Origin of the sequence: Lentzea sp. NPDC058450, assembly GCF_042721395.1 — a bacterium.
In the GTDB taxonomy this organism is placed as follows: Bacteria; Actinomycetota; Actinomycetes; order Mycobacteriales; family Pseudonocardiaceae; genus Lentzea.
In genome coordinates this window covers 14,679-38,366 of the sequence record NZ_JBHXLO010000045.1, presented here as the reverse complement: position 1 = coordinate 38,366, position 23,688 = coordinate 14,679, and the positions used below count along the sequence as shown (strand labels likewise).

Annotated in this window: 24 protein-coding genes; 4 read left to right on the top strand and 20 right to left on the bottom strand. The window is 70.6% G+C overall.

Annotated elements, in window-relative coordinates; all coding sequences use genetic code 11:
* Positions 1–120: 120 nt before the first annotated feature.
* The 3 genes from ACFWNN_RS41855 to ACFWNN_RS41845 form a co-directional block, all read right to left on the bottom strand.
* The gene (locus ACFWNN_RS41855) at positions 121–717 is read right to left on the bottom strand and encodes a response regulator transcription factor (protein ID WP_030471988.1); all 597 of its coding nucleotides are present in this window, start codon (positions 715–717) and stop codon (positions 121–123) included.
* Between the two features lie 81 nt (positions 718–798).
* On the bottom strand, positions 799–1,695 hold the full coding sequence (locus ACFWNN_RS41850; RefSeq protein ID WP_382445537.1) for a hypothetical protein: 897 nt from the start codon (positions 1,693–1,695) through the stop codon (positions 799–801).
* Positions 1,696–1,782: 87 nt separating this feature from the next.
* Complete coding sequence (locus ACFWNN_RS41845) at positions 1,783–2,721, bottom strand: MerR family transcriptional regulator (RefSeq protein ID WP_382445571.1); 939 nt, start codon at positions 2,719–2,721, stop codon at positions 1,783–1,785.
* Positions 2,722–2,901: 180 nt separating this feature from the next.
* Here ACFWNN_RS41845 and ACFWNN_RS41840 point away from each other — a divergent pair, with 180 nt between their 5' ends.
* Positions 2,902–3,198, top strand: a complete 297-nt coding sequence (locus ACFWNN_RS41840; RefSeq protein WP_089915132.1) for a WhiB family transcriptional regulator — start codon at positions 2,902–2,904, stop codon at positions 3,196–3,198.
* Positions 3,199–3,277: 79 nt separating this feature from the next.
* Here the strand turns inward: ACFWNN_RS41840 and groL are convergent, their stop codons facing one another.
* Both groL and groES read right to left on the bottom strand, forming a co-directional pair.
* Entirely contained in the window at positions 3,278–4,909 is a 1,632-nt protein-coding gene (groL, locus tag ACFWNN_RS41835) for a chaperonin GroEL (protein ID WP_382445536.1), read from the bottom strand.
* A gap of 100 nt (positions 4,910–5,009) precedes the next feature.
* Complete coding sequence (gene groES, locus ACFWNN_RS41830; RefSeq protein WP_030478362.1) at positions 5,010–5,303, bottom strand: co-chaperone GroES; 294 nt, start codon at positions 5,301–5,303, stop codon at positions 5,010–5,012.
* Positions 5,304–5,476: 173 nt separating this feature from the next.
* Here groES and ACFWNN_RS41825 point away from each other — a divergent pair, with 173 nt between their 5' ends.
* Positions 5,477–6,982, top strand: coding sequence for an alkaline phosphatase D family protein (locus ACFWNN_RS41825; protein ID WP_382445535.1), 1,506 nt, complete (start codon positions 5,477–5,479; stop codon positions 6,980–6,982).
* Here ACFWNN_RS41825 and tsaD read toward each other — a convergent pair.
* The 3 genes from tsaD to tsaB are packed head-to-tail and all read right to left on the bottom strand — an operon-like array spanning position 6,979 to position 9,162.
* On the bottom strand, positions 6,979–8,034 hold the full coding sequence (tsaD, locus tag ACFWNN_RS41820) for a tRNA (adenosine(37)-N6)-threonylcarbamoyltransferase complex transferase subunit TsaD (protein ID WP_382445534.1): 1,056 nt from the start codon (positions 8,032–8,034) through the stop codon (positions 6,979–6,981). The two genes, ACFWNN_RS41825 and tsaD, sit on opposite strands and share 4 nt — an antisense overlap.
* Positions 8,027–8,485, bottom strand: a complete 459-nt coding sequence (gene rimI, locus ACFWNN_RS41815) for a ribosomal protein S18-alanine N-acetyltransferase (protein ID WP_382445533.1) — start codon at positions 8,483–8,485, stop codon at positions 8,027–8,029. The genes tsaD and rimI overlap by 8 nt, the downstream gene beginning before the upstream one ends.
* Positions 8,482–9,162: a tRNA (adenosine(37)-N6)-threonylcarbamoyltransferase complex dimerization subunit type 1 TsaB gene (tsaB, locus tag ACFWNN_RS41810; protein WP_382445532.1), complete on the bottom strand. Its 681-nt coding sequence runs from the start codon at positions 9,160–9,162 to the stop codon at positions 8,482–8,484. The genes rimI and tsaB overlap by 4 nt, the downstream gene beginning before the upstream one ends.
* A 74-nt stretch (positions 9,163–9,236) precedes the next feature.
* On the opposite strand from tsaB, the gene ACFWNN_RS41805 reads away from it, so the two are divergent.
* Positions 9,237–10,583, top strand: a complete 1,347-nt coding sequence (locus ACFWNN_RS41805; protein WP_382445531.1) for an acyl-CoA synthetase — start codon at positions 9,237–9,239, stop codon at positions 10,581–10,583.
* A gap of 59 nt (positions 10,584–10,642) precedes the next feature.
* Here the strand turns inward: ACFWNN_RS41805 and ACFWNN_RS41800 are convergent, their stop codons facing one another.
* The 6 genes from ACFWNN_RS41800 to glmS form a co-directional block, all read right to left on the bottom strand.
* Entirely contained in the window at positions 10,643–10,987 is a 345-nt protein-coding gene (locus ACFWNN_RS41800; protein WP_093591284.1) for a hypothetical protein, read from the bottom strand.
* Positions 10,988–11,050: 63 nt separating this feature from the next.
* Positions 11,051–11,509 carry a tRNA (adenosine(37)-N6)-threonylcarbamoyltransferase complex ATPase subunit type 1 TsaE gene (gene tsaE / locus ACFWNN_RS41795; protein WP_382445530.1) on the bottom strand — a complete coding sequence of 153 codons (459 nt, stop codon included), beginning with the start codon at positions 11,507–11,509 and terminating at the stop codon, positions 11,051–11,053.
* Positions 11,506–12,603 carry an alpha/beta fold hydrolase gene (locus ACFWNN_RS41790; protein ID WP_382445529.1) on the bottom strand — a complete coding sequence of 366 codons (1,098 nt, stop codon included), beginning with the start codon at positions 12,601–12,603 and terminating at the stop codon, positions 11,506–11,508. The genes tsaE and ACFWNN_RS41790 overlap by 4 nt, the downstream gene beginning before the upstream one ends.
* Positions 12,600–13,685 carry an alanine racemase gene (gene alr / locus ACFWNN_RS41785; RefSeq protein ID WP_382445528.1) on the bottom strand — a complete coding sequence of 362 codons (1,086 nt, stop codon included), beginning with the start codon at positions 13,683–13,685 and terminating at the stop codon, positions 12,600–12,602. Before alr ends, ACFWNN_RS41790 begins: the two co-directional genes overlap by 4 nt.
* A 37-nt stretch (positions 13,686–13,722) precedes the next feature.
* Positions 13,723–15,108 (bottom strand): NAD(P)H-hydrate dehydratase, encoded by a 1,386-nt coding sequence (locus tag ACFWNN_RS41780; protein WP_382445527.1) that lies wholly within the window; start codon positions 15,106–15,108, stop codon positions 13,723–13,725.
* On the bottom strand, positions 15,109–16,968 hold the full coding sequence (glmS, locus tag ACFWNN_RS41775) for a glutamine--fructose-6-phosphate transaminase (isomerizing) (protein ID WP_382445526.1): 1,860 nt from the start codon (positions 16,966–16,968) through the stop codon (positions 15,109–15,111).
* Between the two features lie 134 nt (positions 16,969–17,102).
* On the opposite strand from glmS, the gene ACFWNN_RS41770 reads away from it, so the two are divergent.
* Positions 17,103–17,930 (top strand): dienelactone hydrolase family protein, encoded by an 828-nt coding sequence (locus ACFWNN_RS41770; protein ID WP_382445525.1) that lies wholly within the window; start codon positions 17,103–17,105, stop codon positions 17,928–17,930.
* A 57-nt stretch (positions 17,931–17,987) separates the two neighbouring features.
* Here ACFWNN_RS41770 and ACFWNN_RS41765 read toward each other — a convergent pair whose 3' ends face one another.
* The 6 genes from ACFWNN_RS41765 to glmM form a co-directional block, all read right to left on the bottom strand.
* A complete protein-coding gene (locus ACFWNN_RS41765) occupies positions 17,988–18,416 on the bottom strand; it encodes a hypothetical protein (RefSeq protein ID WP_382445524.1) in 429 nt (142 codons plus the stop codon).
* 8 nt (positions 18,417–18,424) lie between these two features.
* The gene (locus ACFWNN_RS41760; RefSeq protein WP_382445523.1) at positions 18,425–21,154 is read right to left on the bottom strand and encodes a hypothetical protein; all 2,730 of its coding nucleotides are present in this window, start codon (positions 21,152–21,154) and stop codon (positions 18,425–18,427) included.
* A 6-nt stretch (positions 21,155–21,160) separates the two neighbouring features.
* On the bottom strand, positions 21,161–21,454 hold the full coding sequence (locus ACFWNN_RS41755) for a hypothetical protein (RefSeq protein ID WP_382445522.1): 294 nt from the start codon (positions 21,452–21,454) through the stop codon (positions 21,161–21,163).
* 171 nt (positions 21,455–21,625) lie between these two features.
* A complete protein-coding gene (locus ACFWNN_RS41750) occupies positions 21,626–21,979 on the bottom strand; it encodes a hypothetical protein (protein WP_382445521.1) in 354 nt (117 codons plus the stop codon).
* Positions 21,976–22,239 carry a hypothetical protein gene (locus ACFWNN_RS41745; protein WP_382445520.1) on the bottom strand — a complete coding sequence of 88 codons (264 nt, stop codon included), beginning with the start codon at positions 22,237–22,239 and terminating at the stop codon, positions 21,976–21,978. Before ACFWNN_RS41745 ends, ACFWNN_RS41750 begins: the two co-directional genes overlap by 4 nt.
* Before the next feature lie 20 nt (positions 22,240–22,259).
* Positions 22,260–23,594 carry a phosphoglucosamine mutase gene (glmM, locus tag ACFWNN_RS41740; protein ID WP_382445519.1) on the bottom strand — a complete coding sequence of 445 codons (1,335 nt, stop codon included), beginning with the start codon at positions 23,592–23,594 and terminating at the stop codon, positions 22,260–22,262.
* Between the last annotated feature and the right edge of the window lie 94 nt (positions 23,595–23,688).

The following is a 23,688-nucleotide window of genomic DNA, read 5'->3' as shown; positions in this document are numbered from 1 at the left end:
GCTGGGCTAATTCCGCGACCCGAAGGATCACCAGTTGAACGAGTGGTCCGTCTCACGCCACCGGCCCCGCTTCCCCACATGCGGCATATGGAGACGCGGGGCCGGTGCGGCAAGAGCGACCTACTGGACGAGGCCTCGCCGGAAGCCGTGCGCGACCGCCTGAGCGCGGTCACGGACACCGAGCTTGCGGAAGAGACGACGAGCGTGCGTCTTCACCGTGTCCTCCGACAGGTAGAGCTCGCGGCCGATCTGGCCGTTGCTCTTGCCCTGGCTCATGCCTCGCAGCACCTGGAGCTCACGCTCCGTGAGCTGCACGCCGGGGTCGGAGGGCTGACGAGGCGCCGGCACCGAAGTGCTGGCGAGCGTGTGCGCGAGGGCTGCCACAAGCTCGGGACGCGACGCGTCCCACCTCAGGTAGCCACGGGCACCGCCGGCGATCGCCGCGGCGATGCTCCCGGCGTCGTCGGGTGCGCCGAAGACGATGACGTTTGCCTGCGGGTTCGCGGAGACGAGCCGACGGGTTGCTTCCACCCCGGTCGGGACAGCGCGCTGGGTTCCCACCAGCACGACGTCGACCGGCTGCCTTGAAAAGCGAGCCAACAACTCGTCACCGTGCGCTACGCAGTCGATGCGGCTAACCCCGGGGACAGCCGACATCACGCGGGTGAGACCCTCCCGCACACTGCGCCGGTCGTCGCAAATAAGGACCGTGGTCACGGGGACTCCTTTCCTGCAGCCGAGTGACGTTCCATCTCCCCTATCGGACGCTGGAGGCCCGACCTTGACACGATCCGGTGCTTAATCCGTCAAGAAGTTCGTCTGAGGGTCTGCGTTCGGGGGTTCCCCGGAACGGAGCAGCCCACTCGGCACCCACGGGGAATCAAGGGCGACCCGACGGCTGACGGCATCAGCTCTCCGTAACACGCAGCTCAGAGCCTCAGTCGCCCGGTCGATAGCGGTTGCGCCCACCGTGGGGGCATGGCCCGCCAGCACCAGAGCGCTCGGCCAGACCAACGGTTTCAAACGTTTTTCGGCACTGTGATTTAGCTCACACTCGACTAGTTCAAGCCCGCGGTTCAGGCCGTCGGGTGTCCCCCACACGACCAACGAGGTGCCCAGAACGAGTGCCGACTTGAGCTCGTGGCGCAGCGCCTTTCGGCTCGTCGCGGTCCTGTGGGCGGCCTCGGCGGGCTCGACGGCCTGGCGCGCCTGACCCGACGCGAGCTCGATCTCGGCGGTCACCCAGCCCTTGCGGACCTCACTGCGCCACGACCGCGTCTCAACTCGTGCGAGCAACCTGCGGGCCTCGTGCAGGCGTTGGGCACCGAGCGAATCGGCGGCGAGACCGAGCAGCGCGTCGGTCCTGGCGCCGGCCGCGTCGACGCCGTCGGGGTCCCGCGGGCCGGCCTGCGGGGCCTTGGCGAGGGCCGCGCCGTCGAGGGGGCGGGCGAGGTGGTGGGCGCCTAGCTGACGGAGGTGGGACGCGCGAGTCGAGAGGGCGAGGGACGCGATCACCGGGTCGGGGTCGTGACGGAGCGCGTCCAACGCGGTGGCGGCCGCGGCGTAGTGACCCTGGCCGCCCAGCACCACGGCGGCGAGCCAGCGAGCTCGGGGACCGGCGGCCGCGAGGGCCTGCCAGACGTCGAGGTCGGGGGAATCGCCGAACGCGGCTCGGCGCAGGTCCTCTTCCTTCACGGGAGGAGTGTGCCCGCCGCCAGGGAGAGGGAGAGGAGGCGAGGTCGGAGGCGCGGTGGGCGGACGGGAGTCCAGGGGCGGCGTGGGTCAGGTGACGGTGGCCTCGATGGCGTCGGCCGCGGCCGCGAGGTCCTCCACCCTCTCCGCCGGCGAGGTCACCACCCCGCGTCGCCAGCCGGGGCCTCCGACGAACACCCGCACCTGCTGCCGCGTCCGGGGCAGCGCGGCGATCACCCCCGCGTCGGCGTACCGGGGCAGCTGCGCCCACAACACCACGGCGGCCGGCGCGGTCCGGCGCACCGCCGAGACCAGCGCCGCCACCGGCAGGGCCGCTCCCAGCTGGCGCACGACCACTCCTCTGACGGCCAGCTCGGCGGCCAGTGGGTAGAGAGGGAGGTTGTGCCTCTCCTCCGGCATGCACGCGAGCAGCACGGGGCGATGGTTGCGCCCGTCGGTCACGAGCGGTGTGGCTCGCACGAACGCGGCGAGCACGCACTCGTTCAGGAGGTGCTCGACCTCCACGCCCGCGCCGGAGAGCTGCCAGCGGGCAGCGACGGCGGTCAGGACGGGGCGGACGACCTCGTTCCAGGTGGCGATGACGCCCTCGGAGGCGAGCGAGTCGGCCAGCATCTGCTGGACGGAGATCGAGTCCATCGCGACGGCGGCGCGGCCCAGTCCGCGCGCCAATCGAGACGCTCCGGGCATTTTGAGACCACGTCCACCCGATGGGGCGACAGGGACCTCTCCGTGGGTCATCGACGATTTCGAGTCGAGAGCGAAACGGGCCGCCTCCGCGGAGGACGCGCCACGCAGAAGTGCGCGTTGCATCAATTCGAGCCGAGCTACATCCGGTGGGCCGTATTTCCGGTGTCGCCCAACGGTGTGGCCCGTCGGACCGAGCCCGTAGCGGCGGTCCCAGGTGCGAAGGGTGGCGGGAGCCACGCCGAGTCGCCTGGCCACCGCGGCCACTGAGAGAAGGGGCTCACTCGTGTGACTACCGGCAGACCTGTGCTCCGGCGGTGTCATCACGAGAGCCATGTTCCGTTCACCTCATCCGGGCGGCAACTCCGGGCGGTGAGTGATCGAACACGCGTGCCGTCACCCATCAGTTGATAAGGGTCTTCAGCCTCTTGAACAAGTTTTGACGCGGTTCTACGGTGGATCATCGTTAAGCCGAATGGAGCAGTCGTCACGGAGGCGGTCTCGATGGCGGACACCCGAAGGCTCCCCGGTCCCAACGCAGACTTGTGGGACTGGCAGATGCGCGGTTCGTGCCGGGGTATGGACAGCGCGTTCTTCTTCCACCCCGACGGCGAACGGGGTCCGGCGAGAGCACGGCGGGAAGCTCGCGCCAAAGCTGTCTGCCTCGCCTGCCCGGTGCTGGAGATGTGCCGCAAACACGCACTGGCGGTGCAGGAACCGTACGGAATCTGGGGCGGGCTCTCGGAATCGGAGCGCGACCACATCATCAAGGCACGAAAGCGGCAATTGGCAATAGTCTAGACAATAAAGCCGGGGTTGGCACCAAATGAATGGCGCCAACCCCGGCTTTATTTGAGCTCGAAGAACTCAGTGCTCGAACTCAGTGGCCGTGCCCGTGCCCGTGGCCGTGGCCACCGGCGGCGGACGACAGCGGCTCGTCGGCCTTCTTCTCGACGACGGCGCTCTCGGTCGTGAGCACCATGCGCGCGATCGAGGCGGCGTTCGCCACGGCGGAACGCGTGACCTTGACCGGGTCGATGATGCCCTGCTCGAGCAGGTCGCCGAACTCGAGCTTGGCGGCGTTGATGCCGAAGCCCCACTCGCCCTCGCGGACCTTGTTCACCACGACGGCGCCTTCGAGGCCGGCGTTCGCGGCGATCCAGAACAGCGGCGCGGACAGGGCCTTCGCGACGAGCGCGACACCCGTGGCCTCGTCACCGGACAGGCCGAGGCCGCCGTCGAGCACCTTGGAGCCGTGCACGAGAGCGGAGCCACCGCCGGGGACGATGCCCTCCTCGACCGCGGCCTTGGTAGCGGCGACCGCGTCCTCGATGCGGTGCTTGCGCTCCTTGAGCTCGGTCTCGGTGGCGGCGCCGACCTTGATCACGGCGATGCCGCCGGAGAGCTTCGCGAGGCGCTCCTGGAGCTTCTCGCGGTCCCAGTCGGAGTCCGTGTTCTCGATCTCGCGGCGCAGCTGCTCCGCGCGACCGGCGATGTCGGCCTTGGTGCCGCCGCCGTCGACGATCGTGGTGTCGTCCTTGGTCACGACGACGCGGCGGGCGGAGCCCAGCTGGTCGAGCGTGGTCTCGGCGAGCTTGAGGCCGATCTCCGAGGAGACCACCTCGCCACCGGTGACGACCGCGAGGTCGTCCAGGAACGCCTTGCGGCGGTCGCCGAAGAACGGCGCCTTCACGGCGACGACCTTCAGGGTCTTGCGCACCGCGTTGACGACCAGCGTGGACAGGGCCTCGCCCTCGACGTCCTCGGCGATGATCAGCAGCGGCTTGCCGGACTCCGCGACCTTCTCGAGGATCGGGAGGACGTCGGCCAGGGCCGAGATCTTCTCGCGGTGCAGCAGGATGCGGACGTCTTCGTAGACGGCCTCCTGCGCCTCGAGGTCGGTCGAGAAGTGCGTCGACACGTAGCCCTTGTCGAACTGCACGCCCTCGGTGATCGCGAGCTCGGTCGCGAGCGTGGACGACTCCTCGACGGTGATGACACCGTCCTCGCCGACGCGCTCGATGGCCTCGCCGAGCAGGGCGCCGATGGACTCGTCACGCGACGAGACCGTGCCGACCTGCGCGATGTTCTCGCGGCCCTTGACCGGGGTGGCCTTGCCCTTGAGCGCGTCCACGACGGCGTCGGCGGCGGCCTGGATGCCACGGCCGAGCGCGGTCGGGTTGGCGCCCGCGGCGATGTTGCGCAGGCCTTCCTTGACCAGGGCCTGCGCCAGCACGGTGGCGGTGGTGGTGCCGTCACCCGCGACGTCGTTGGTCTTGGTGGCGACGGACTTGGCGAGCTGCGCGCCGAGGTTCTCGAACGGGTCGTCCAGCTCGATCTCGCGAGCGATCGTCACACCGTCGTTGGTGACCGTCGGGCCACCGAACTTCTTGTCGAGAACGACGTGGCGCCCACGCGGGCCAAGGGTGACCTTGACCGTGTCGGCGAGCTTGTTCACGCCGCGCTCAAGCGCCCGACGAGCGTCCTCGTCGAAGCTGATCTGCTTTGCCATTACCAATCCTCGTTTGAGCCGCGGGTGAGCCGCGGGAAAGCGAAACGCCCCGGAGTCCCCGGATGGGGCGCCGGGGCGTCAGGCATGACAGCCGAGCGTCTTAGTTGACGACGGCCAGCACGTCGCGCGCGGAGAGGATGAGGTACTCCTCGCCGTTGTACTTGACCTCGGTGCCGCCGTACTTCGAGTAGATGACGACGTCGCCGACAGCCACGTCCAGCGGGACGCGGTTGCCCTTGTCGTCGATGCGACCGGGACCCACCGCGAGGACCTTGCCCTCCTGGGGCTTCTCCTTCGCGGTGTCCGGGATCACGAGGCCGGAGGCAGTGGTCGTCTCGGCCTCCGAGGCCTGGACAACGATCTTGTCCTCAAGCGGCTTGATGTTCACGCTCACCGGGATGACCTCCACGGGTCTTTGGCAGGTTCGTGTTCAACGGCTCCTGCCACCCCGCCGTCGCGGGGGTCGGGGCGGTGCTGGTGCCGTGCATTTGGCACTCTACCCACGAGAGTGCCAAGCCTTCAACGAGACCCCCGAACCGATCACCCTCCGGGAACCGTATTCAGGGCATGTCCACGTTGACGCGCCGAACGCTGCTGCTCGCGGGCGTGGCCGGAGTCACAGCGTTCTCGGTCACGGCTTCGGCGCGTCCCGGCGACCCGTTCACCCTCGGTGTGGCCTCGGGAGACCCGGCACCCGACGGGGTGGTCCTGTGGACGCGGCTGGCCCCTCAGCCCCTCGCCGACGACGGTCTGGGCGGCATGCCGGCGCGTCCGGTCGAGGTCGAGTGGCAGGTCGCCGACGACGAACGATTCACCCGGATCGTGCAACGCGGCTCGACCACGGCTCGACCGGAGGAGGCGCACAGCGTCCACGTCGAACTGAGCGGGCTGGAGCCGGGCCGCGAGTACTACTACCGCTTCAAGGCCCTCAACCACCTCTCTCGCGCCGGACGCACGCGCACAGCACCCCCTCCGGGCGTGTTGCAGGTACCGCTGACGATGGCCTTCGCGTCGTGCGCCCAGTACGAGCACGGCTACTTCACGGCCTACAAGCGCATGGCCGAGGACGAGCCCGACCTGATCCTGCACCTCGGCGACTACACCTACGAGTACGAGAGCGGCATCCACGTCGCCCCGAGCGGGAACGTCCGCCACGTCGAGGGCCCGACCACCACGACGCTCGCGGGCTACCGCCGTCGCCAGGCCCAGTACAAGACCGATCCCGACCTCCAGGAAGCGCACGCCGTGGCGCCCTGGTCGGTGATCTGGGACGACCACGAGATCGACAACAACTGGGCCGGCCTGCTGCCGGACAAGCCGCAGCCGAACTTCCTCGCCCGCCGTGCCGCCGCGATCCAGGCGTACTACGAGAACATGCCTTTGCGCAGGTCGACGAGGCTGTACCGGCGGATCCGGTGGGGCGAGCTGGCGACGTTCCACATGCTCGACACCCGCCAGTACCGGACCGACCAGGCCTGCGGGGACGGCCTCCAGCTCTGCCCCGAACGGCTCGCGCCGGACCGCACGATGCTCGGCGCCGCCCAGGAGGACTGGCTGTTCACCGGGTTCCGCGAGTCGCGGGCGCGCTGGGACGTGCTCGGCCAGCAGGTGTTCTTCTCGCAGTACGACTACATCCCCGGCGAGGTGGACAAGTTCCTGCTGGACGCGTGGGACGGGTACGTCGCCGACCGCGACCGGGTGGTGGCGGGGTTCGCGGACGTGCGGAACCCGATCGTGCTGACCGGGGACGTGCACGCGGCGTGGGGCGCGAACGTGAAGGAGCGGTGGGACGACCCGTCCTCGAAGACCCTGGCGACGGAGTTGGTGACGACCTCGATCACGGCCGGCGGGGACGGGTCGGAGGAGTACGCCGAGACACCGCTGTGGCTGCGCGAGAACCCTCACGTGAAGTACTTCAACAACCGGCGCGGTTACACGCTCACGAGGTTCACGCCCGATGAGCTGCGCACGGACTTCCGGGGGTTGGACTACGTGACGAGGCCCGGCTCGCCGATCTCGACGAAAGCGTCTTTTGTCGTGGAGAACGGAAAACCGGGCCTCAACCGCGTCTAGAAGATCTGGACCGTGTTGACCGGCAGGCCCGGGTTGGTCGAGATGTCCATCGACGAGGGCTTGGCGCCCGCCGCGACCAGGTGGGCGCCGAGCGCCGCGATCATCGCGCCGTTGTCGGTGCACAGCCGTGGGCGCGGCACGCGCAGTTCGATGCCCGCCTCGGCACAGCGTTCGGCGGCGAGCCCGCTCAGCCGCGAGTTCGCCGCGACGCCGCCGGAGATGACCAGCGTGCCGACGTTCAGGTCCTTCGCGGCGCGGATCGCCTTGGCGGTCAGCACGTCCGCGACGGCCTCCTGGAACGATGCGGCGACGTCGGCCAGCGGGATCTCCTCGCCGGCCCGCTCGGCGCGTTCGACCCAGCGGGCGACCGAGGTCTTGAGGCCGGAGAACGAGAAGTCGTACTTCGCGTCGCGCGGGCCGGTCAGGCCGCGCGGGAACGCGATCGCGCACCCGTTGCCCTGCTTGGCGAGCTTGTCGATGGGCGGGCCGCCGGGGTACGGCAGGTCGAGCAGCCGCGCGACCTTGTCGTAGGCCTCGCCGGCCGCGTCGTCCACCGTGGACCCGATCTCGGTGATCGAGTTGGCGAGGCCGCCCTCGATCAGCAGCAGCTGCGAGTGGCCGCCGGAGACCAGCAGCGCGAGGCAGCGCTCCGGCAACGGGCCGTGCTGCAGGGTGTCCGCGGCGACGTGGCCCGCGAGGTGGTTCACGCCGTAGAGCGGCTTGCCGAGCGCGGCCGCGTACGCCTTCGCGGCGGACACGCCGACCAGCAGCGCGCCGGCGAGGCCGGGGCCCGCGGTGACGGCGATCGAGTGGATCTGGGAGAGCTCGACCTTCGCCGTGTCGAGTGCGCGGCGCATGGTCGGGACCAGCGCTTCGAGGTGGGCGCGCGAGGCGACCTCGGGCACGACGCCGCCGAAGCGGGCGTGCTCCTCGACGCTGGAGGCGACCTCGTCGGCGAGTAGTTCGAGCGAGCCGTCCGGTCCGAGGCGGACGATGCCGAAGCCCGTCTCGTCGCACGAGCTCTCGATGCCCAGGATCAAGCGGTCAGACATGGTGGGCAGGCCTTCCCATCGTGTACGCGTCGGCACCCGACGGCTGGTAGTAGCGGCGGCGCAGGCCGAGGTGCTCGAAGCCGTGCGCCAGGTACATCGCGATCGCGGGCTCGTTGTCGGTCCTCACTTCGAGGAAGACCGGAACCCCTAGCTCGTCGACGCGGGCGAGGAGGTCGCGCAGCAAGCGCTTGCCGACGCCCTTGCCCTGCCAGTACTGCACGACCGCGATGGTGTGCACGCTGGCCTCGTACGGGCTGGACGCCAGTCCGGCGTACCCGATCAGCTCACCGTCGGCGTGCGCACCCATGTAGTAGTTGCCGTGGTCGAGCTCGCTGTGGAACGACTGCTCGCTCCACGGGTCGTCGCCGGGGAACAACGCCAGCTCGATCTCGTGGCACCTGGGCACGTCGGCGTGCCGCAAGGGCGCGAGCGTGACGGTGCCGGTGGTCATGCCCTGGTCACCCGCTTGCGCCCGGTGGGCTCGACGGCGTCGGGCCGGCGCAGGTAGAGCGGGGTGAGGGCGGCGGGGCGGGCCTTCGCGAGCACCTCGGCGGCCGCGGCGGCGACCAGGCCCTCGGGGCTCGGGTGCTTGGCGGCCAGCGTCTCCAGTCCGAGGACCTCGGCGTAGATCTCGGCACCCTCACCCGTCGCCTGGTGCACGCCCAGCGCGGGCAGCTTCTCGGCGAGGTCCTGCGGCCGTTCGACGTGCGGGCCGTCCGTGCGGCGACCGGCGGCGTCGTAGGCGGCCCAGTAGACCTCCTTGCGCCGCGCGTCCGTCGCGACCAGCAGCGGGTGGCCGGTGGCGGCGTCCTTGGCGATCGCGTCGGTGGTGGCGACCGGGTAGACCGGGCGGTTGAGCGCCTGGCCGAGCGCGGCGGCGGTGGCGAGACCGACCCGCAGGCCGGTGAACGGCCCCGGGCCCGCGCCGACGACGATGGCGTCGAGGTCGGCGTAGGTCCTGCCGGCCTCCGCGAGCGCGTCGCTGATGTGCGGGGTGAGCAGCTCGCCGTGCGCCTTGGCGTTGAGCGTCACCCGCTTCGCGAGCAGGCGCGGCGGGGAGTCTGGCGCGAGTTCGACCACACCGGCGGTGACTGCGGGGGTGGCCGTGTCGACGGCGAGCACTAGCACGATTGTCCAGAGTAGTACGTGTCTGAACCCACACTTCCGATGCGTCCTCTAGGGCGCCGTAAGACGCTGTAGGGATGTTCGCTGAACCGAGTGACCGCGAGGCCCTGCGCTTCGGTGAGAAGTCGTTGACTTACGCCGAGCTGCACCAGGCTGCGGGAACGCTCGCGGCACGGTTGCGCGGCCACACCAGGGTCGCGGTGTGGGCGACCTCGACGCTGGAGACCTGCGTCGCCGTCGTCGCCGGGTTGCTGGCGGGGGTGGCGATCGTGCCGCTCAACCCCAAGCTCGGCGAGCGCGAGCTGGAGCACATCCTCGGCGACAGCCAGCCTGACCTGGTCCTTCGCGACGAACCGATCGCGTTCGGCGAGCCCGGAACGTTCGACGAGCCCGGCCCCGAGACCCCGGCACTGGTCATCTACACCTCCGGCACGACCGGGCCACCCAAAGGTGTGGTGCTGCCCCGCCGTGCGCTGACCTCGAACATCGACGCGCTCGCCGAGGTCTGGCAGTGGACCGCGGACGACGTGCTGGTGCACGGACTGCCGTTGTTCCACGTCCACGGCCTGGGGATCGGCGTCCTCGGACCGCTGCGGCTCGGCGGGTCGGTGCGGCACGTGAAGTTCTCGCCCGAGGCGATCGGCCACGAGCTCGCGACCGGCGCCACGATGATGTTCGGCGTCCCGACGATGTACCACCGCATCGCCGAGGCCGTGGAGAACGACCGCGCGCTCGCCGAGCAGTTCGGCAAGGCCCGGCTGCTGGTCTCGGGATCCGCCGCTCTCCCGGCGAGCGACCACGAGCGGATCGCCAGGGCCACCGGGCAGGGCATCGTCGAGCGGTACGGCATGAGCGAGACGCTGATGAACGTCAGCGTGCGGTTCGACGGCGATCGCCGGCCGGGCGCGGTCGGGCTGCCGGTGGACGGCGTCGAGATCCGGGTGGTGGACGAGCAGGGCCACGACGCGGGGGACGGCATCGGCGAGATCGAGGTGCGCGGGCCGAACCTGTTCCTGGAGTACCTCAACCGTCCTGACGCGACGGCCGCGGCGTTCCGGGACGGGTGGTTCAGGACGGGCGACATGGCGGTGCGCGACCCCGACGGCTACGTGCGCATCGTGGGGCGGCGGGCCACGGACCTGATCAAGAGCGGCGGCTACAAGATCGGTGCGGGCGAGATCGAGAACGTGCTGCTCGAGCATCCGTCGGTGGCCGAGGTGGCGGTGACGGGCGAGCCGGACGACGACCTGGGCGAGCGGATCGTGGCCTGGGTGGTTCCGGCGGGCGAAGAGCCGGAACCATCGGCACTGAGCGACCACGTCGCGAAACTGCTCTCGCCGCACAAGAGGCCGCGAGTCGTGCGTTTCCTGAAAGCCTTGCCGCGCAACGAGATGGGCAAGGTCCTCAAGAAGGAGCTGTCCTGAGAGGACAATCGTGGGGACGGCCGACGGGCTCGTTCGGCCGTCCCCACGACGTTCCGGGACTAGCGGCCCGACGTGTTGCCGTTGCAGGCGACGTAGGACGGCGAGTGGTCGACCGTGAAGATCTCGAGCGGGCCGTTCCACTGCCACGGCGCGACGCAGGCGTTGTTCAGCACGCTGATGCCGTGACCACCGGCGGCGTGGTTGTCGTTGCACGCGGCGTAGCCGGGCGCGTGACCCTCGTGCAGCAGCGAGAACGGGCCGTTCCACTGCCACGGCGCGGCGCAGAGGTTGTCGGCAACGCTGATGCCGCCGGAGCGGTCGTGCTCGCCGGCGGACGCGGGAGCAGCGGCCGCGAGCAGCGCGCCACCGATGACTGCGGTTGCGAAGAGCGTCTTCTTGATCATGCGACTCTCATCGGCCCGTCACGCTCTGTCCTTAATGGACGTCACCCCATGCGTTAGCGATCGTCACACAGGCAGGTTACGACCGGCCCACTCGCCGTGCGGGATGAGCTGAGCTGTGCGAACGTCGTCGATTCCGCGTTCGAGGCGGATCAGCAGATGATCATCGTTCAGGCGTTCCGCGACGCCCTCGCCCCACTCGACGGCGACCACGGCGTCGACGAGATCGGTGTCGAGGTCGAGGTCGTCCAACTCGTCCAGGTGTCCCCCGAGCCGGTACGCGTCGACGTGCACGAGCCGCACGCTCCGCCCCTCGGCCGGTTCGTGGACGCGCGCGACGACGAACGTCGGCGACGACACCCTGCCCTGCACGCCCATGCCGCGCGCGAGCCCGCGCACGAACGCCGTCTTGCCGGCGCCCAACGGCCCGGCGAGCAGCAGGAGGTCACCCGCACGCACGAGTTCACCCAGCTTGCGGCCGAACTCCTCGGTGTCCTCCACCAGGGGCAGTTCGACGGTCTTCACGCTCGGCGCCACCACTTCTTCCGACTCTCTCCGCGATCGGTCGCGCACCGTTCGACGAGCGCGACCAGGTGGTCGTTGACGAGATCAGCCTGCTCCATCATCACCATGTGCCCGGCACCGGGGGCCCGGACGAGGGTGGCGTGCGGCATCTCCTCGGCCATCCGCTCGGCGTGCGAGTACGGCGTGAGCTTGTCCGCGTCGCCGCTCAGGATCAGCACCTCGCAGTGCCGCAGACCGGCCAGCGCCTTGTAGCGGTCGTGCGTGCCGAGGGTCTCCAGGAACTCGGTGAGCACCTTCACCGTCGTCCCGTTGATCATCTGCTCCATCAGGTCCACAAGGGACGGAGCCACCTTGCGGTCGCCGAACGCCCCCATGCGGATGCCGCTCCACGTAAGGCTTTTCGCGCTCTTGCGCACCCACTCGACCAGCCCTGGCTGCACACCCGCGAGCCGTCCGACGCCCAGCGTCACCGGGTTGTAGCGGGACAGCACGGACTTCGGCAGCCCCGCACCGCCCACGGCCCCGGCGGCCGTGCCGATCAACGCGACGCCGCGCACCCGTTCCTCGAACAGCTCGGGGTGCTTCTCGGCCAGCGCCATGATCGTCATGCCGCCCATGGAGTGCCCGACGAGCACCAGCGGCCCCTCGGGGGCGATGGCCCGGATCACCGAGTCGAGGTCGAGCGCGAGCTGCTCGATGGTGCTGTTCTCGGGCGAGGACCGCCCGGACCTGCCGTGGCTGCGCTGGTCGTACAGCACCTGGTGGACGCGCGGGTCGATCAGCTCGGCGAGGTCGCGCCGCTGGAAGTGCCAGCACCGCCGGTCCAGCGCGAACCCGTGCACCAGCACGACCGTGAGGTCCGGCTCGCCGCCGTCGTTCGGGTCGACCTCCTCGACGGAGATCGGCACCCCGTCCTCGGCGGCCACCGTCGACTCGCGATCGGGCCTGAGCTGCCCCAACGGCTCGTCCGCGAGGCTGTCCGTCGCGGTCTTGCGCTCGTGCGAGACCTTGGCGGTCTGCGCCACCGCAGCACCCGCCACGACCGCGCCGACGGCACCGCCGACCCACCCGACGACCTTCCACACCGGCTTCACGTGTAGATCCTCCGCACCCGCGGCCGGTACATCCCGCAGACGATCTCGTAGTCGATCGTCCCGGTCAGCTCCGCCCACTCCGTCGCCGTCGGTTCCCCCCGGCTCCCGTCGCCGAACAGGACGACCTCCGCACCCTCGCGGATCTCGTCGTCCTCGCAGTTCACGACGATCTGGTCCATGCAGACACGCCCGACCACCGGCCGGCGTCTCCCGGCGAGCAGCACTTCCATCCGTCCGGAGAGCGCCCGCGGGACACCGTCCGCATACCCGGCCGGCACCAGCGCCAGCGTCGTGTCCTTCGCCGCGGTCCATGTCATCCCGTAGGAGACCGACTCACCGGCGGGGATACGTTTCGTGAGCGCCACGTGCGACCGGTAGCTCATGACGGGCCGCAGGTCGTGGCTGGTCGGCACGGGGTTCAGCCCGTACATCGCGATCCCGGGCCTGACCATGTCGAAGTGCAGATCGGGCCTGGTCAGCAAGGCCGCCGAGTTGGCGATGTGCCGCTTCGGATCCAGCCCGTGGGCCTTCGCCACCTCGTAGGCGTCGTCGAACCGCTTGGCCTGCAGGTCGATCGACGGGTCACCGATCTCGTCGGCCGAGGCCAGGTGCGACCAGATGGCCACGACCTCGTGCTTGCGGGCCTGCTCGACCAGCTCGGGCCAGTCCTGCGGCTGGCATCCGTTGCGGCTGAGACCCGTGTCGATCTTCAGGTGCAGCCGCGGCCTGGCGTCGGCCTCTTCCGCCGCCGCCTCGACCCGGCGCAGGTCGGACAGCGAGGCCACCGACATGTCCACGTCGGCGGCGAGCCCGGCCGCCAGGTCCTCGTCGGGCGCGTCGAGCCACGCGAGGATCGGCGCCTGGATGCCCGCCCGGCGCAACGCGAGGGCTTCCTCCGTGCTGCACGAACCGAGCCAGGTGGCGCCTGCTTCGAGGGCCGCGCGGGCGACCTGGACCGCGCCGTGGCCGTAGCCGTCCGCCTTGACGACGGCCATCGTGTCGGAGGACGGCGCGAGGCCGGCGAGCAGGGCGACGTTGTGCCGCAGCGCGCCTAGGTCGACGACAACTTCTGAACGAGCCATAACCTGTTCATCGTGCCATGACAGCCGCGAGCAGGGACTATGGCGCAACTCGCAGTGACCGGATCGCGTCCGGGATCGCCTCCATCAGGCCTGACGCGGGCACCGGTGCGCCGTTCGCCCCCAACTCCGCCGCCAGCACGTGCAGGTAGGCCGCGTACCCGGCTGCCAGGAACGGGTCCAGCCCGGACGCCAGCAGCGCCCCGATGATCCCCGACAGCACATCACCCGACCCGGCCGTCGCGGGCCAGGACGAGGTCGCCGAGTTCACCAGGGCCCGCCCGTCCGGCGCCGCCACCACGGTCCGGTGCCCCTTCAGCAGCACCACGGCGTTGAACCGCTGCGCCGCCTTCCTGGCCGCCGCGACGCGATCCGAGCCCACCGGCCCGGCCAGCCGTTCGAACTCGCGGTCGTGCGGGGTCAGCACCAAAGCGGCGTCGGGATCCCGGGCGTCCCACAAGGACGGAGACGAGGCCAGCAACGTGATCGCGTCCGCGTCGGCGATCACCGGCACGCCCGCGTCCAGCACGAACCGCAGCACCTCGGCCGACGACGACCCGGTCCCCATCCCCGGCCCGACCACCCAGGCCTGGACCCGCCCGGCGTCGGTGATCGACCCGGTGCAGACCGCCTCGGGCCACCGCGCCCGGATGGCGTCGGCGGCGGGCCCGGCGTAGCGGACCATGCCGGAGGTCGCGAGGACGGCCGCGCCGGTGGAAAGCACTGCGGCGCCTGGATAAGTCGAGCTTCCGGCCGCCACCCCGGTGACGCCCTGGGTGTACTTGTCGTCAGAAGGACCCGGCACCGGCCAGCGCACATCAGCGCGGTCCAGCAGCACGAAGTCCGGGTCGGACGGTCGCAGCCCGATGTCGACCAGGTGCACCTCGCCGCAGTCGGCCAGGGCGTGCACCGGCTTGAGACAGCCGAACGTCACGGTGGTGTGGGCCCGCACGAACGGGCCGGAGGTCGCGCCGGTGTCCGGGTCGATGCCGGACGGCAGGTCGACGGCCAGGATCGGGGCCCGCACCGAGGCCACCAGCTCGGCCGCGGCCGGACGCAGCGGGCCGCGCGCCGACAGCCCCACGATGCCGTCGATGACCAGGTCGGGAGAACCGACCTCCGCAGCGATCCTGCCGCCCACCCGTCGAAAAGCCGCCAGCCCTTCGGCGTGCGCCTTCTCCGGAGACAACAACACCGCCGAGACGGAAACGCCTCGGCGGCGGAGGAAGTAGCCGGCCCACAACGCGTCGCCGCCGTTGTTGCCGGCACCGACCAGCAACGTGACGCGGCGACGACCGGACAGCAGTCGCAGGGCGTGGGTGGCCACACCGAACGCGGCCTTGCGCATCAGGGAGCCCGGCGGGACGACCGCCATGAGCTCGTCTTCAGCTGATTTGACGCGTTCGGTGTGCCAGACGCCTCTCACTCACTCGACGGTAACGGACTTCGCGAGGTTGCGAGGCTTGTCCACGTCGTAGCCGCGGGCCGAGGCGATCTCGGCCGCGAGCACCTGCAGCGGGATGGTCGAGATGAGCGGCTGCAGCAGGGTCGGGACGGCCGGGATCTCGATCAGGTGGTCGGCGAACGGGCGGACCGTCTCGTCGCCCTCCTCGGCGATCACGATCGTGCGGGCGCCGCGGGCCTGGATCTCGCTGATGTTCGACACCAGCTTCGAGTGCAGGGTGGCGCGGCCCTTCGGCGACGGCATGACCACGACGACCGGGAGGCCTTCCTCGATCAGCGCGATCGGGCCGTGCTTCAGCTCGCCGGCCGCGAAGCCCTCGGCGTGCATGTAGGCGAGCTCCTTGAGCTTCAGCGCGCCTTCGAGGGCCACCGGGTAGCCGACGTGGCGGCCGAGGAACAGGACGGCCTTCGAGTCGGCCAGGTCGCGGCCGAGCGCCTTGACCTGGTCGATGGTGCCGAGCACGCGGCGGACGGCCTCGGGCATGGCCTCCAGCTCGTGGAACTCGCGGGCGACCTCGTCCGGGTACTTGGTGCCGCGCGCCTGCGCGAGGGCCAGGCCCACGAGGTAGTTCGCGGCGATCTGGGCGAGGAACGCCTTCGTCGACGCGACACCGATCTCCGGGCCGGCGTGCGTGTAGAGCACGGCGTCGGACTCGCGCGGGATCTGCGCGCCGTTGGTGTTGCAGACGGCCAGGACGCGGGCCTTCTGCGCACGGGCGTGGCGGACGGCCTCCAGCGTGTCCGCGGTCTCGCCGGACTGCGACACGGCGACGACGAGCGTGTCGCGGTCGAGGACCGGGTCGCGGTAGCGGAACTCGGAGGCCAGCTCGACCTCGACGGGCAGGCGCGTCCAGTGCTCGATCGCGTACTTCGCGACGAGACCCGAGTGGTAGGCCGAGCCGCAGGCGATGACGAAGACCTTGTCGACGTCGCGCAGGTCCTGGTCGGACAGGCGCTGCTCGTCGAGGACGATCCGGCCGTTCGCGAAGTGGCCGCGCAGCGTGTTCGCGAGCGCTTCCGGCTGCTCCTCGATCTCCTTGAGCATGAAGTACTCGTGGCCGCCCTTCTCGGCGGCGCTGAGGTCCCAGTTGACCGTGAACGGCTTGGCCTCGGCGGGCTCGCCGGCGAAGTCGGTGACCTCGTAGCCGGAGCGGTGCAGCACGACCATCTGGTCCTGGCCCAGCTCGACGGCTTCCTTGGTGTGCGCGATGAACGCGGCCACGTCGCTCGCGACGAAGTACTCGTCGTCTCCGACACCGACGACCAGCGGCGAGTTGCGGCGCGCGGCCACGACGGTGTCGGGCTCGTCGGCGTGCGTGAAGACGAGCGTGAACGCGCCCTCCAGGCGGTTCACGACCTTGCGCACGCTGGCGGGCAGGTCGCCCTTCGTGTCGCCCTCGGCGTAGGCGAAGGACACGAGGTGCGCGACCGTCTCGCTGTCGGTGTCGGACGCCATCTCGACGCCGAGGCCTTCGAGCTCGGCGCGCAGCGCGAGGAAGTTCTCGATGATGCCGTTGTGCACCACGGCGACACGGTTCGTCGTGTCGCGGTGCGGGTGCGAGTTCTTGTCGATCGGCGCGCCGTGCGTCGCCCACCGGGTGTGACCCATGCCGACGGTGCCCGCGAAGTTCTCGCGACCCACCTCGTCGAGCAGCGTCTCCAGGTTCTGCAGCCGTCCGGCCTTGCGTTCGACGGCGAGGTCGTCGCCCGTCACGACCGCGACGCCCGCCGAGTCGTAGCCCCGGTACTCGAGGCGCCTCAGCCCGTCCAGCACGACGTCGAGCGCCGACTGGTGACCCACGTATCCCACGATTCCGCACACGGAAAACAGACTAGCTAGACCACGCCGCTAACCCTAATGAGTGAGCGACCCGCGTTTGCCCTGGTCAAGAACACATGTGGTGTAGACCAATCTCGGATGTGGTGCGCGCGACAGGATCGACTACGGTTCACGGCATGGCTCGCCGCGTGATCACGCTGACCGCGAAACAGGCACTCGAGCAGCTCAGCAGGCCTGGCCCGCACCCCGTGCTGCGCGGCGACCTCGCCCTGGTGGGCCTGCCGGGCGTGATCTTCACCCCGCACGCCGGCCTGGGTCTGCCCGCCGTCGCGTTCGGACACGGCTGGATGCAGCCCGTACGCCGCTACCACGGCCTTTTGCGGCACCTGGCGTCCTGGGGAGTGGTCGCCGCGGCCCCGGCCGTCGAACGCGGCCCGCTGCTGTCCGCGCGAGTCCTCGCAGCCAACCTGCTGACCACTTTGGACGTCTGCACCGGCGTGCGCCTCGGCACCGGGGAGATCAGCGTCGACCCGGCCAAGCTCGCCCTGGCGGGCCACTCGATGGGGGGCGGCGCGGCGGTGCTCGCGGCCTCCGAAGCGGAGCGCGTCCGGGCCGTTGTGACTTTGGCCGCAACGGAGACGCACCCCTCGGCCCTGGACGCGGCACGGTCGGTGCGCGCGCCCGGACTGCACCTCGCGGCGGGCGAGGACCGCATCGCCCCGCCCGTCGGCCACGCCGAGGCGATCGCGTCTGCGTGGGGCGGCCCGGTGCAGCTGCGGTTGCTGCCCAAGGCGTCGCACCTCGGGTTCACGGAGGGGCGGCACTGGAGCGAGCTCATGCTCGACGGACGCGGGGAGCGGGGCGTGCAGAAGCTCGGGCGGGCGTACGTGACGGCGTTCCTGCTGCGCGTGCTGACCGGCGAGCGGACCTACGACGAGCTGCTGGACAGCGACGCGAAGAACGCCGAGCTGGTGTTCCAGCGGGAGGCCCTGCCCGCGCGCTAGGCCGGTCCACGGACACGAACGCCCCCGGAGCCTGATGGCTTCGGGGGCGTTTCTCGTTCAGGACAGCCAGGTCTGGCCGCTCAGGTCGTCATCGTCGTCCACCGGCGCCGGACGACGCGGGCGCACCGGCGGTGGCGGTGGAGGCGGCAGCGGAGGAGGCGCGACCGGCTGCACCGGGGGCGGCGGAGGAGCCGCCTGCGGCGCGTAGCCGCCGTCGTCGTCCTCCGGGCCGAACGCCATCTCGCCCGCACCGCGGTCCGGGCGCTCCCACTGCGGCCTGCGCGGCTGCTGCTTCTCGCCCTGCTTGCCGAGGTTCTCCGCGCTTTCCCTGGCCGCGGCCAGGTCCTGCTTGTGCTTGTCCTCGCGCGCCGCGATGTCGGCGGCGACCTTGTCCTGGCCGGCCTTCAGGTCGGCCGTGACGTCCGCGGTGGCGCGGCGGGTCCTGGCGAGGTTGTCGTCCAGCATCGCCTGGACCTGCGGGCTCACTTCCCCGATCATCGCCACGGGTTGGCCGCCTCTCCTCGGTCATCGCCCAGCGCGGTCTGCATGGCGCTCAACGGGTTGTTGTTGTCCTCGTCGAACAACGTGCCCGTGGTGCGCCACTGGCTGGCACCGCGCTCGGAGTCGCCGCCCTGCTGGCCGCCCGCTCCCGCGCCGGCCATGCCGCCACCGCCCATCATTCCGCCGCCGCCCATCATCCCGCCCGACGCGGCACCGCTCGGGGCCTGGCCCTGGGCGTCCTGCATGGTCGGCAGGCTGGCCGAACCCGGCTGACCCGCCTCGGACGGGTTCGTGCTGAACGAACCGCCGCTGCTGTCACCCGAGTTCGGACTGGTCCACGCGCTGTCCGGGGCTGAACCGAGCACGGACTCGCCGCTGCCGCCCGCGCCGCCGGTGAACGAGACACCGGACGTCGAGGTGCTGTCCGAGGCCTGCGCGAACTGCGGGCTCGGGGCGTCCGCCGCGATCCTGGGCTCGCCGACGCTCGGCATGATGCCGTTGTCCTCGATGAAGCTGCGGGCCATGGAGTCCTGGAAGCGCTCCGCCACGTTCGGTGCGGCCGGGGCGGTCTCGCCGGGCGCGCTCCAGACCTGGTCGCCCGCGGGAGCCGGCATCGTCTGGAAGCCGGCCTCGGCAGGCATGGGCTGGAAACCTGCCTCGGCGGGCAACGTCCTGACGTCGTCCGGGAAGTCGCCCTCCGGCGTGCGCAGGCCGTCCTCCAGCCTGCCGCCCTCGGCACCGCCACCACCGGCACCGCTGCCGGACTCGCGGTCCTGCGCGGCCGGGTTCTCGTCCTCGCCGAACGACACCCCGATCTCGTCGGGCGTGCCGTCGCCGTCGTCGGCGCTGATGTTGATCTCGCCGGTGTCGGCGTTCACCTCGGCGGTGAAGTTGACGCCGTCCTGCTCGATGTGGATCTTGCCGTCCTCGCCGACCTCGACGGGGATCGGGTTCGACTCCGACCCGAGCGGGCCCGCCGCCGGAGCCGCGCCACCGCCGGGCGCAGGCGTGGCGCCCGCCGCCGGGGTCTGCGCGCCCGCCGTGGGCGACGTGGCGGTGAGCTGGTTGGCCATGTTGGTGATGGCCTGCGTGCCGTTCTGCCCCATCAGGGCCTTGGCGGCCTCGGGGTTCTTGCTGAAGTCGAGGTCGTAGGTCTTCGGCTCGCCCTTCGGCGTGTCGATCGTCATCTTCACGTGCCCGTTCGAGTCGGGCTCCGTGACCTTGATCGTGTTGTCGCCGGCCTTGACCGTGACGGTCTCCAGCTCCTCCTCGGGCTTCGGCTGGTCGGGCTTGCCGTCGCCGTCGAGGTCGTCCGGCTTGCCGTCGCCGTCGGTGTCACCGGGGACGTCGGGCTTGCCGTCGCCGTCCTTGTCGAGCGGGTTCTCCGGCTTCGGGATCTCCGGCGTGCCACCGCCGCCGCCACCGGACGGACCACCACCGCCGGACGAGCCGCCGCCACCACCGGGCGGGGTGCCGCCACCGCCACCGCCGTTGTCGACGGGCTTGCGGTCCTTACCGGCGTCGGTGAACGAGGGCGGGTCGCCGACCTGCTGGAACGGGTCGCCGCCGAACGCGGTGTTGAGGCCCTCGAACATGGCCTTGTAGTCACCGTCGACGCCGGTCTGCACGGCCTGGCAGTAGCCGTCGAACGCCTTCTTCTTGCCGTCGAACTCCTCGCAGAGCGCCTTCAGCTTCTGCTTGGCGTCGTTGATGATGTTGTCGCGGGTGCTGGAGATCCAGCTGCCCCAGCCGAGGCCCACGAGCATGCCGAGCGGACCACCGCAGATCGCTCCGAGCACCGCGCCGGAGAGCGGCCCCGGCACACCGGAGAGCCAGTCGAGGATGCCGCCGTCGTTCTCGAAGATGTCTCCGTTGGCGTGGCGGATCGCGAGCTCGGCCTCCTCGACCGTCAGCCCGCCGCACTTCTCCGAGTACTGGTCGTGGATCTGCTGCGCGAAGTCCTTGACGTGCTTCTGCATGTTGGTCACGCCACCGGTGATCGCACCGGGGCCCTGACCCGCCTTCTGCACGAACGTCTTGGACGTCGTCGCGAACTTGTCGTGGTAGCCGCGGGCCGCCTCGGCGGCCGGGCCCTCCCACGAACCGACACCGTTCCAGGCGGTGCCCAGCGCGTTGTCGTGCGCCTCCGCCTTCTTCACGTTCTCGGTCATCTTGTGCGCGTCCTCGCGGAACTTCGCGAAGTCGATGTCGCGCACCTCGTCGTACATGCGGTAGATGTCGCCCTGGAGGTTCGGGGCGGCACCCTGGTGCCCGCAGGCCGGCGCGGCCTTCTGGTAGACGGGGATGAACTTCTCGAAGAACCGCAGTCCGGGCGCGCCGGCGTCGAGCAGCGTGTTGCTGTTCGGGACGTCACCCTGCTCGTTCAGGACCTTCTGGGTGGAGCCGAGCTCGCGCTCCTCCTTGGCCTTGCTGACGAGCTTGTCCGCGTCGGAGCCCTCCATGGTGAAGGCGCCGTGCTGGATCTCCTTGCGGATGTTGTTGGACTCGCTGAAGCCCAGCGTCAACGGCGACAGCAGCGTGCCGACCACGTGGTCGCCGACGCTCGGGTCGTCCGGGACGTCGACACCGTTCGCCTTGCCGTAGCGCTCGACCTCTTCCTGGGGAGCGCCGGCGCCGGCGAGGGCGCGGACGAGTTCCTTCTTGGTCTCCGGAGTGACGTTCGGGTCGTCGAGGAGCTTCCTGATCTCGTTCTGGTCCGCCACGACTCGTTACCCCTTGAACTGGCTCGAGGTCTGCGCCTCGTTCGACTCGTACGTCTTCGCGACGTCCTTCAGGCGAGTGGCGATGCCGGTCGCCTCCTTGCCGAACTTCTCCAGGCTCACACCGAACTGGTCGAAGAAGGTCTTGTAGGTGGCGGCGACGCCCTGGAACTTGCGGCCGACCTGCCCGGCCCCCACGCCCGGCACCACCGAGGGCTTCATCTGGACCAGCCCTGTTCCTTCGGCCTCGTAGGCCCCGGCGACCTTCGTCAGATCGCCGGACTGCACGCCGAACCCAGACATCTCCCGCCTCCCCTTCGTCCCCGATCTGACGCAATTCGGCCTCATCGGGTTCCGCCATACAGTGCCAGGTCGGGTCACGCGGTGACCGGCGCTCCACGATGTCGGTTGCCTTAGTAAACAGCCATTCGGCGGCAGCCGCTGATGATCACCACTGATGGAGTGGCGGGCAGGTCACCGGGGGTTCGGCGGGCGGGCACCGGGAGGCGGGTACGGCCGGCCGGGGTGCGGGTGGCCGGGCTGAGGCCGCGGGTGGCCGGCGGGCGGGTGCGGCTGGGGCGCGCTCTGCGGCTGCCATCCCTGCGGAACAGGACCCTGCGGCGGATAAGCCTGCGGAGCGTGGGCTTGCGGCGCGTACCCCTGCCGGTCCTGCGGCGGAGACGGAACGTCGGGAGGCTGCTTGCCGTACCCGGTCGGAGGCAGGTGCTTCCGGTTCTGCTTCTTGGCGACGACCACGATCACCACGACGATGACCGCCACGACGAGCATGAACAGGAAGACCATCAACTGCACGGGCCCGATGTTCATCGCGGGGCACCGCCGTTCCAGGTGGACGGCTGGCCGGGCGGAGGAGGCGGCGGCTGCTGCCCGTACCCCTGCGGGTACGGCTGCTGCTGGGGGTACTGCTGGTGCGGAGCCCCCTGCGGGTACTGCTGCTGCGGATACCCCTGGGGCGGGTACGGGGGCTGGGCCGCGGGCTTGCGCTTCGACGCGAGCACGACGGCGATGACGACCGCTGTCGCACCTCCCAGCAGAACCAGGAGTACGAGCAACATCAGCACGGTCATCGTCCAGCCCCCATCCGTCCTCAGTGCACCGAGGAAACCACACCTGCCAGGCGCTGCGCGGCCGCTTCCGCCTGTTCGTGACTGGTGGCCTCGACCATCACCCGCACGAGCTGCTCGGTGCCGGACGGGCGCAGCAGCACGCGGCCGGTGTCGCCGAGCTCCTCCTCGACGGCGGCCACGGCCTCGCTGACCGACGCGGCCTTCGCCACGGCCGCCTTGTCGGAGACCTTGACGTTGATCAGGACCTGCGGCAGCCGGCGCATCACGGAGGCGAGGTCGGCGAGCGACTTGCCGGTCTCGGCCATGCGGGCCATCAGGCGCAACGCGGTGAGCAGGCCGTCGCCGGTGGTGGCGTGGGCCGGGAGCACGACGTGGCCGGACTGCTCGCCCCCGAGCGAGTAGCCGCCGGCCTTGAGGTCCTGCAGCACGTAGCGGTCGCCGACGGCGGTGGTGCGCAGGTTGATCTTGGACTCGCGCATCGCGATGTGCAGGCCCAGGTTGCTCATGACCGTGGCGACGAGCGTGTCCTCGATCAGCTCGCCCGCGTCGCGCATGGCGATCGCGAGGACGGCGAGGATCTGGTCGCCGTCGACCGGGTCGCCGTTGGCGTCCACGGCGAGGCAGCGGTCGGCGTCGCCGTCGTGCGCGATGCCGAGGTCGGCACCGTGCTCGCGGACGGCGGCGGCCACGACGTCGATGTGAGTGGAACCACAGCCGTCGTTGATGTTCAGGCCGTCCGGGTTCGCGTTGATCGCGATCACCTCGGCCCCGGCGCGGCGGTACGCGTCCGGTGCGGCCACCGACGCGGCACCGTTCGCGCAGTCCACCACGACCTTGAGGCCGTCGAGGCGGTGCGGCGTGACCTTGAGCAGGTGCTCGACGTACTGGGTCTCGGCGTCGGCGATGTCCCGCACGCGGCCGATCGCGGCACCGGTGGGGCGGTCGAAGCCCTGGCCCATGTGCTGCTCGATCTCGTCCTCGACCTCGTCGGGCAGCTTGTGGCCGCCGGCGGCGAAGAGCTTGATCCCGTTGTCCGGCATCGCGTTGTGCGACGCGGAGATCATCACGCCGATGTCGGCACCGAGAGCGGCGACCAGGTGCGCGACGGCGGGCGTGGGCAGGGCGCCGACGCGCAGCACGTCCGCACCGGCCGAGGTGAGGCCCGCGGTGACGGCGGCGTCGAGCATCTCGCTGCTCGCCCTGGGGTCGCGGCCGACGACGGCGACGGGACGGTGGGTGCGGTCGTGCTCGGCGAGCACCCGTGCCGCGGCTGCGGCGATGGACATCGCGAGCTCAGGGGTGAGATCGGCGTTGGCGAGACCGCGTACTCCGTCTGTGCCGAACAGGCGGGCCATGGAACCTCCGATGTGGACACTGCGAGGCGGCGGGGACACACCCGGAAAAAACCCGGAAAACACTGCGGGAGCAGCAGTTCGAGTGAACTGCTGC

What these genes read in the sequence shown, in the direction of transcription:
- ACFWNN_RS41745 (WP_382445520.1), bottom strand. Translation starts at nt 22,239, where the DNA reads ATGACCGTGCTGATGTTGCTCGTACTCCTGGTTCTGCTGGGAGGTGCG.
- ACFWNN_RS41770 (WP_382445525.1), top strand. Translation starts at nt 17,103, where the DNA reads ATGGCTCGCCGCGTGATCACGCTGACCGCGAAACAGGCACTCGAGCAG.
- ACFWNN_RS41750 (WP_382445521.1), bottom strand. Translation starts at nt 21,979, where the DNA reads ATGAACATCGGGCCCGTGCAGTTGATGGTCTTCCTGTTCATGCTCGTC.
- ACFWNN_RS41840 (WP_089915132.1), top strand. Translation starts at nt 2,902, where the DNA reads ATGGCGGACACCCGAAGGCTCCCCGGTCCCAACGCAGACTTGTGGGAC.
- ACFWNN_RS41845 (WP_382445571.1), bottom strand. Translation starts at nt 2,721, where the DNA reads ATGACACCGCCGGAGCACAGGTCTGCCGGTAGTCACACGAGTGAGCCC.
- ACFWNN_RS41755 (WP_382445522.1), bottom strand. Translation starts at nt 21,454, where the DNA reads ATGTCTGGGTTCGGCGTGCAGTCCGGCGATCTGACGAAGGTCGCCGGG.
- glmM (WP_382445519.1), bottom strand. Translation starts at nt 23,594, where the DNA reads ATGGCCCGCCTGTTCGGCACAGACGGAGTACGCGGTCTCGCCAACGCC.
- ACFWNN_RS41825 (WP_382445535.1), top strand. Translation starts at nt 5,477, where the DNA reads ATGTCCACGTTGACGCGCCGAACGCTGCTGCTCGCGGGCGTGGCCGGA.
- rimI (WP_382445533.1), bottom strand. Translation starts at nt 8,485, where the DNA reads ATGACCACCGGCACCGTCACGCTCGCGCCCTTGCGGCACGCCGACGTG.
- groL (WP_382445536.1), bottom strand. Translation starts at nt 4,909, where the DNA reads ATGGCAAAGCAGATCAGCTTCGACGAGGACGCTCGTCGGGCGCTTGAG.
- ACFWNN_RS41805 (WP_382445531.1), top strand. Translation starts at nt 9,237, where the DNA reads ATGTTCGCTGAACCGAGTGACCGCGAGGCCCTGCGCTTCGGTGAGAAG.
- alr (WP_382445528.1), bottom strand. Translation starts at nt 13,685, where the DNA reads ATGGCTCGTTCAGAAGTTGTCGTCGACCTAGGCGCGCTGCGGCACAAC.
- ACFWNN_RS41800 (WP_093591284.1), bottom strand. Translation starts at nt 10,987, where the DNA reads ATGATCAAGAAGACGCTCTTCGCAACCGCAGTCATCGGTGGCGCGCTG.
- tsaD (WP_382445534.1), bottom strand. Translation starts at nt 8,034, where the DNA reads ATGTCTGACCGCTTGATCCTGGGCATCGAGAGCTCGTGCGACGAGACG.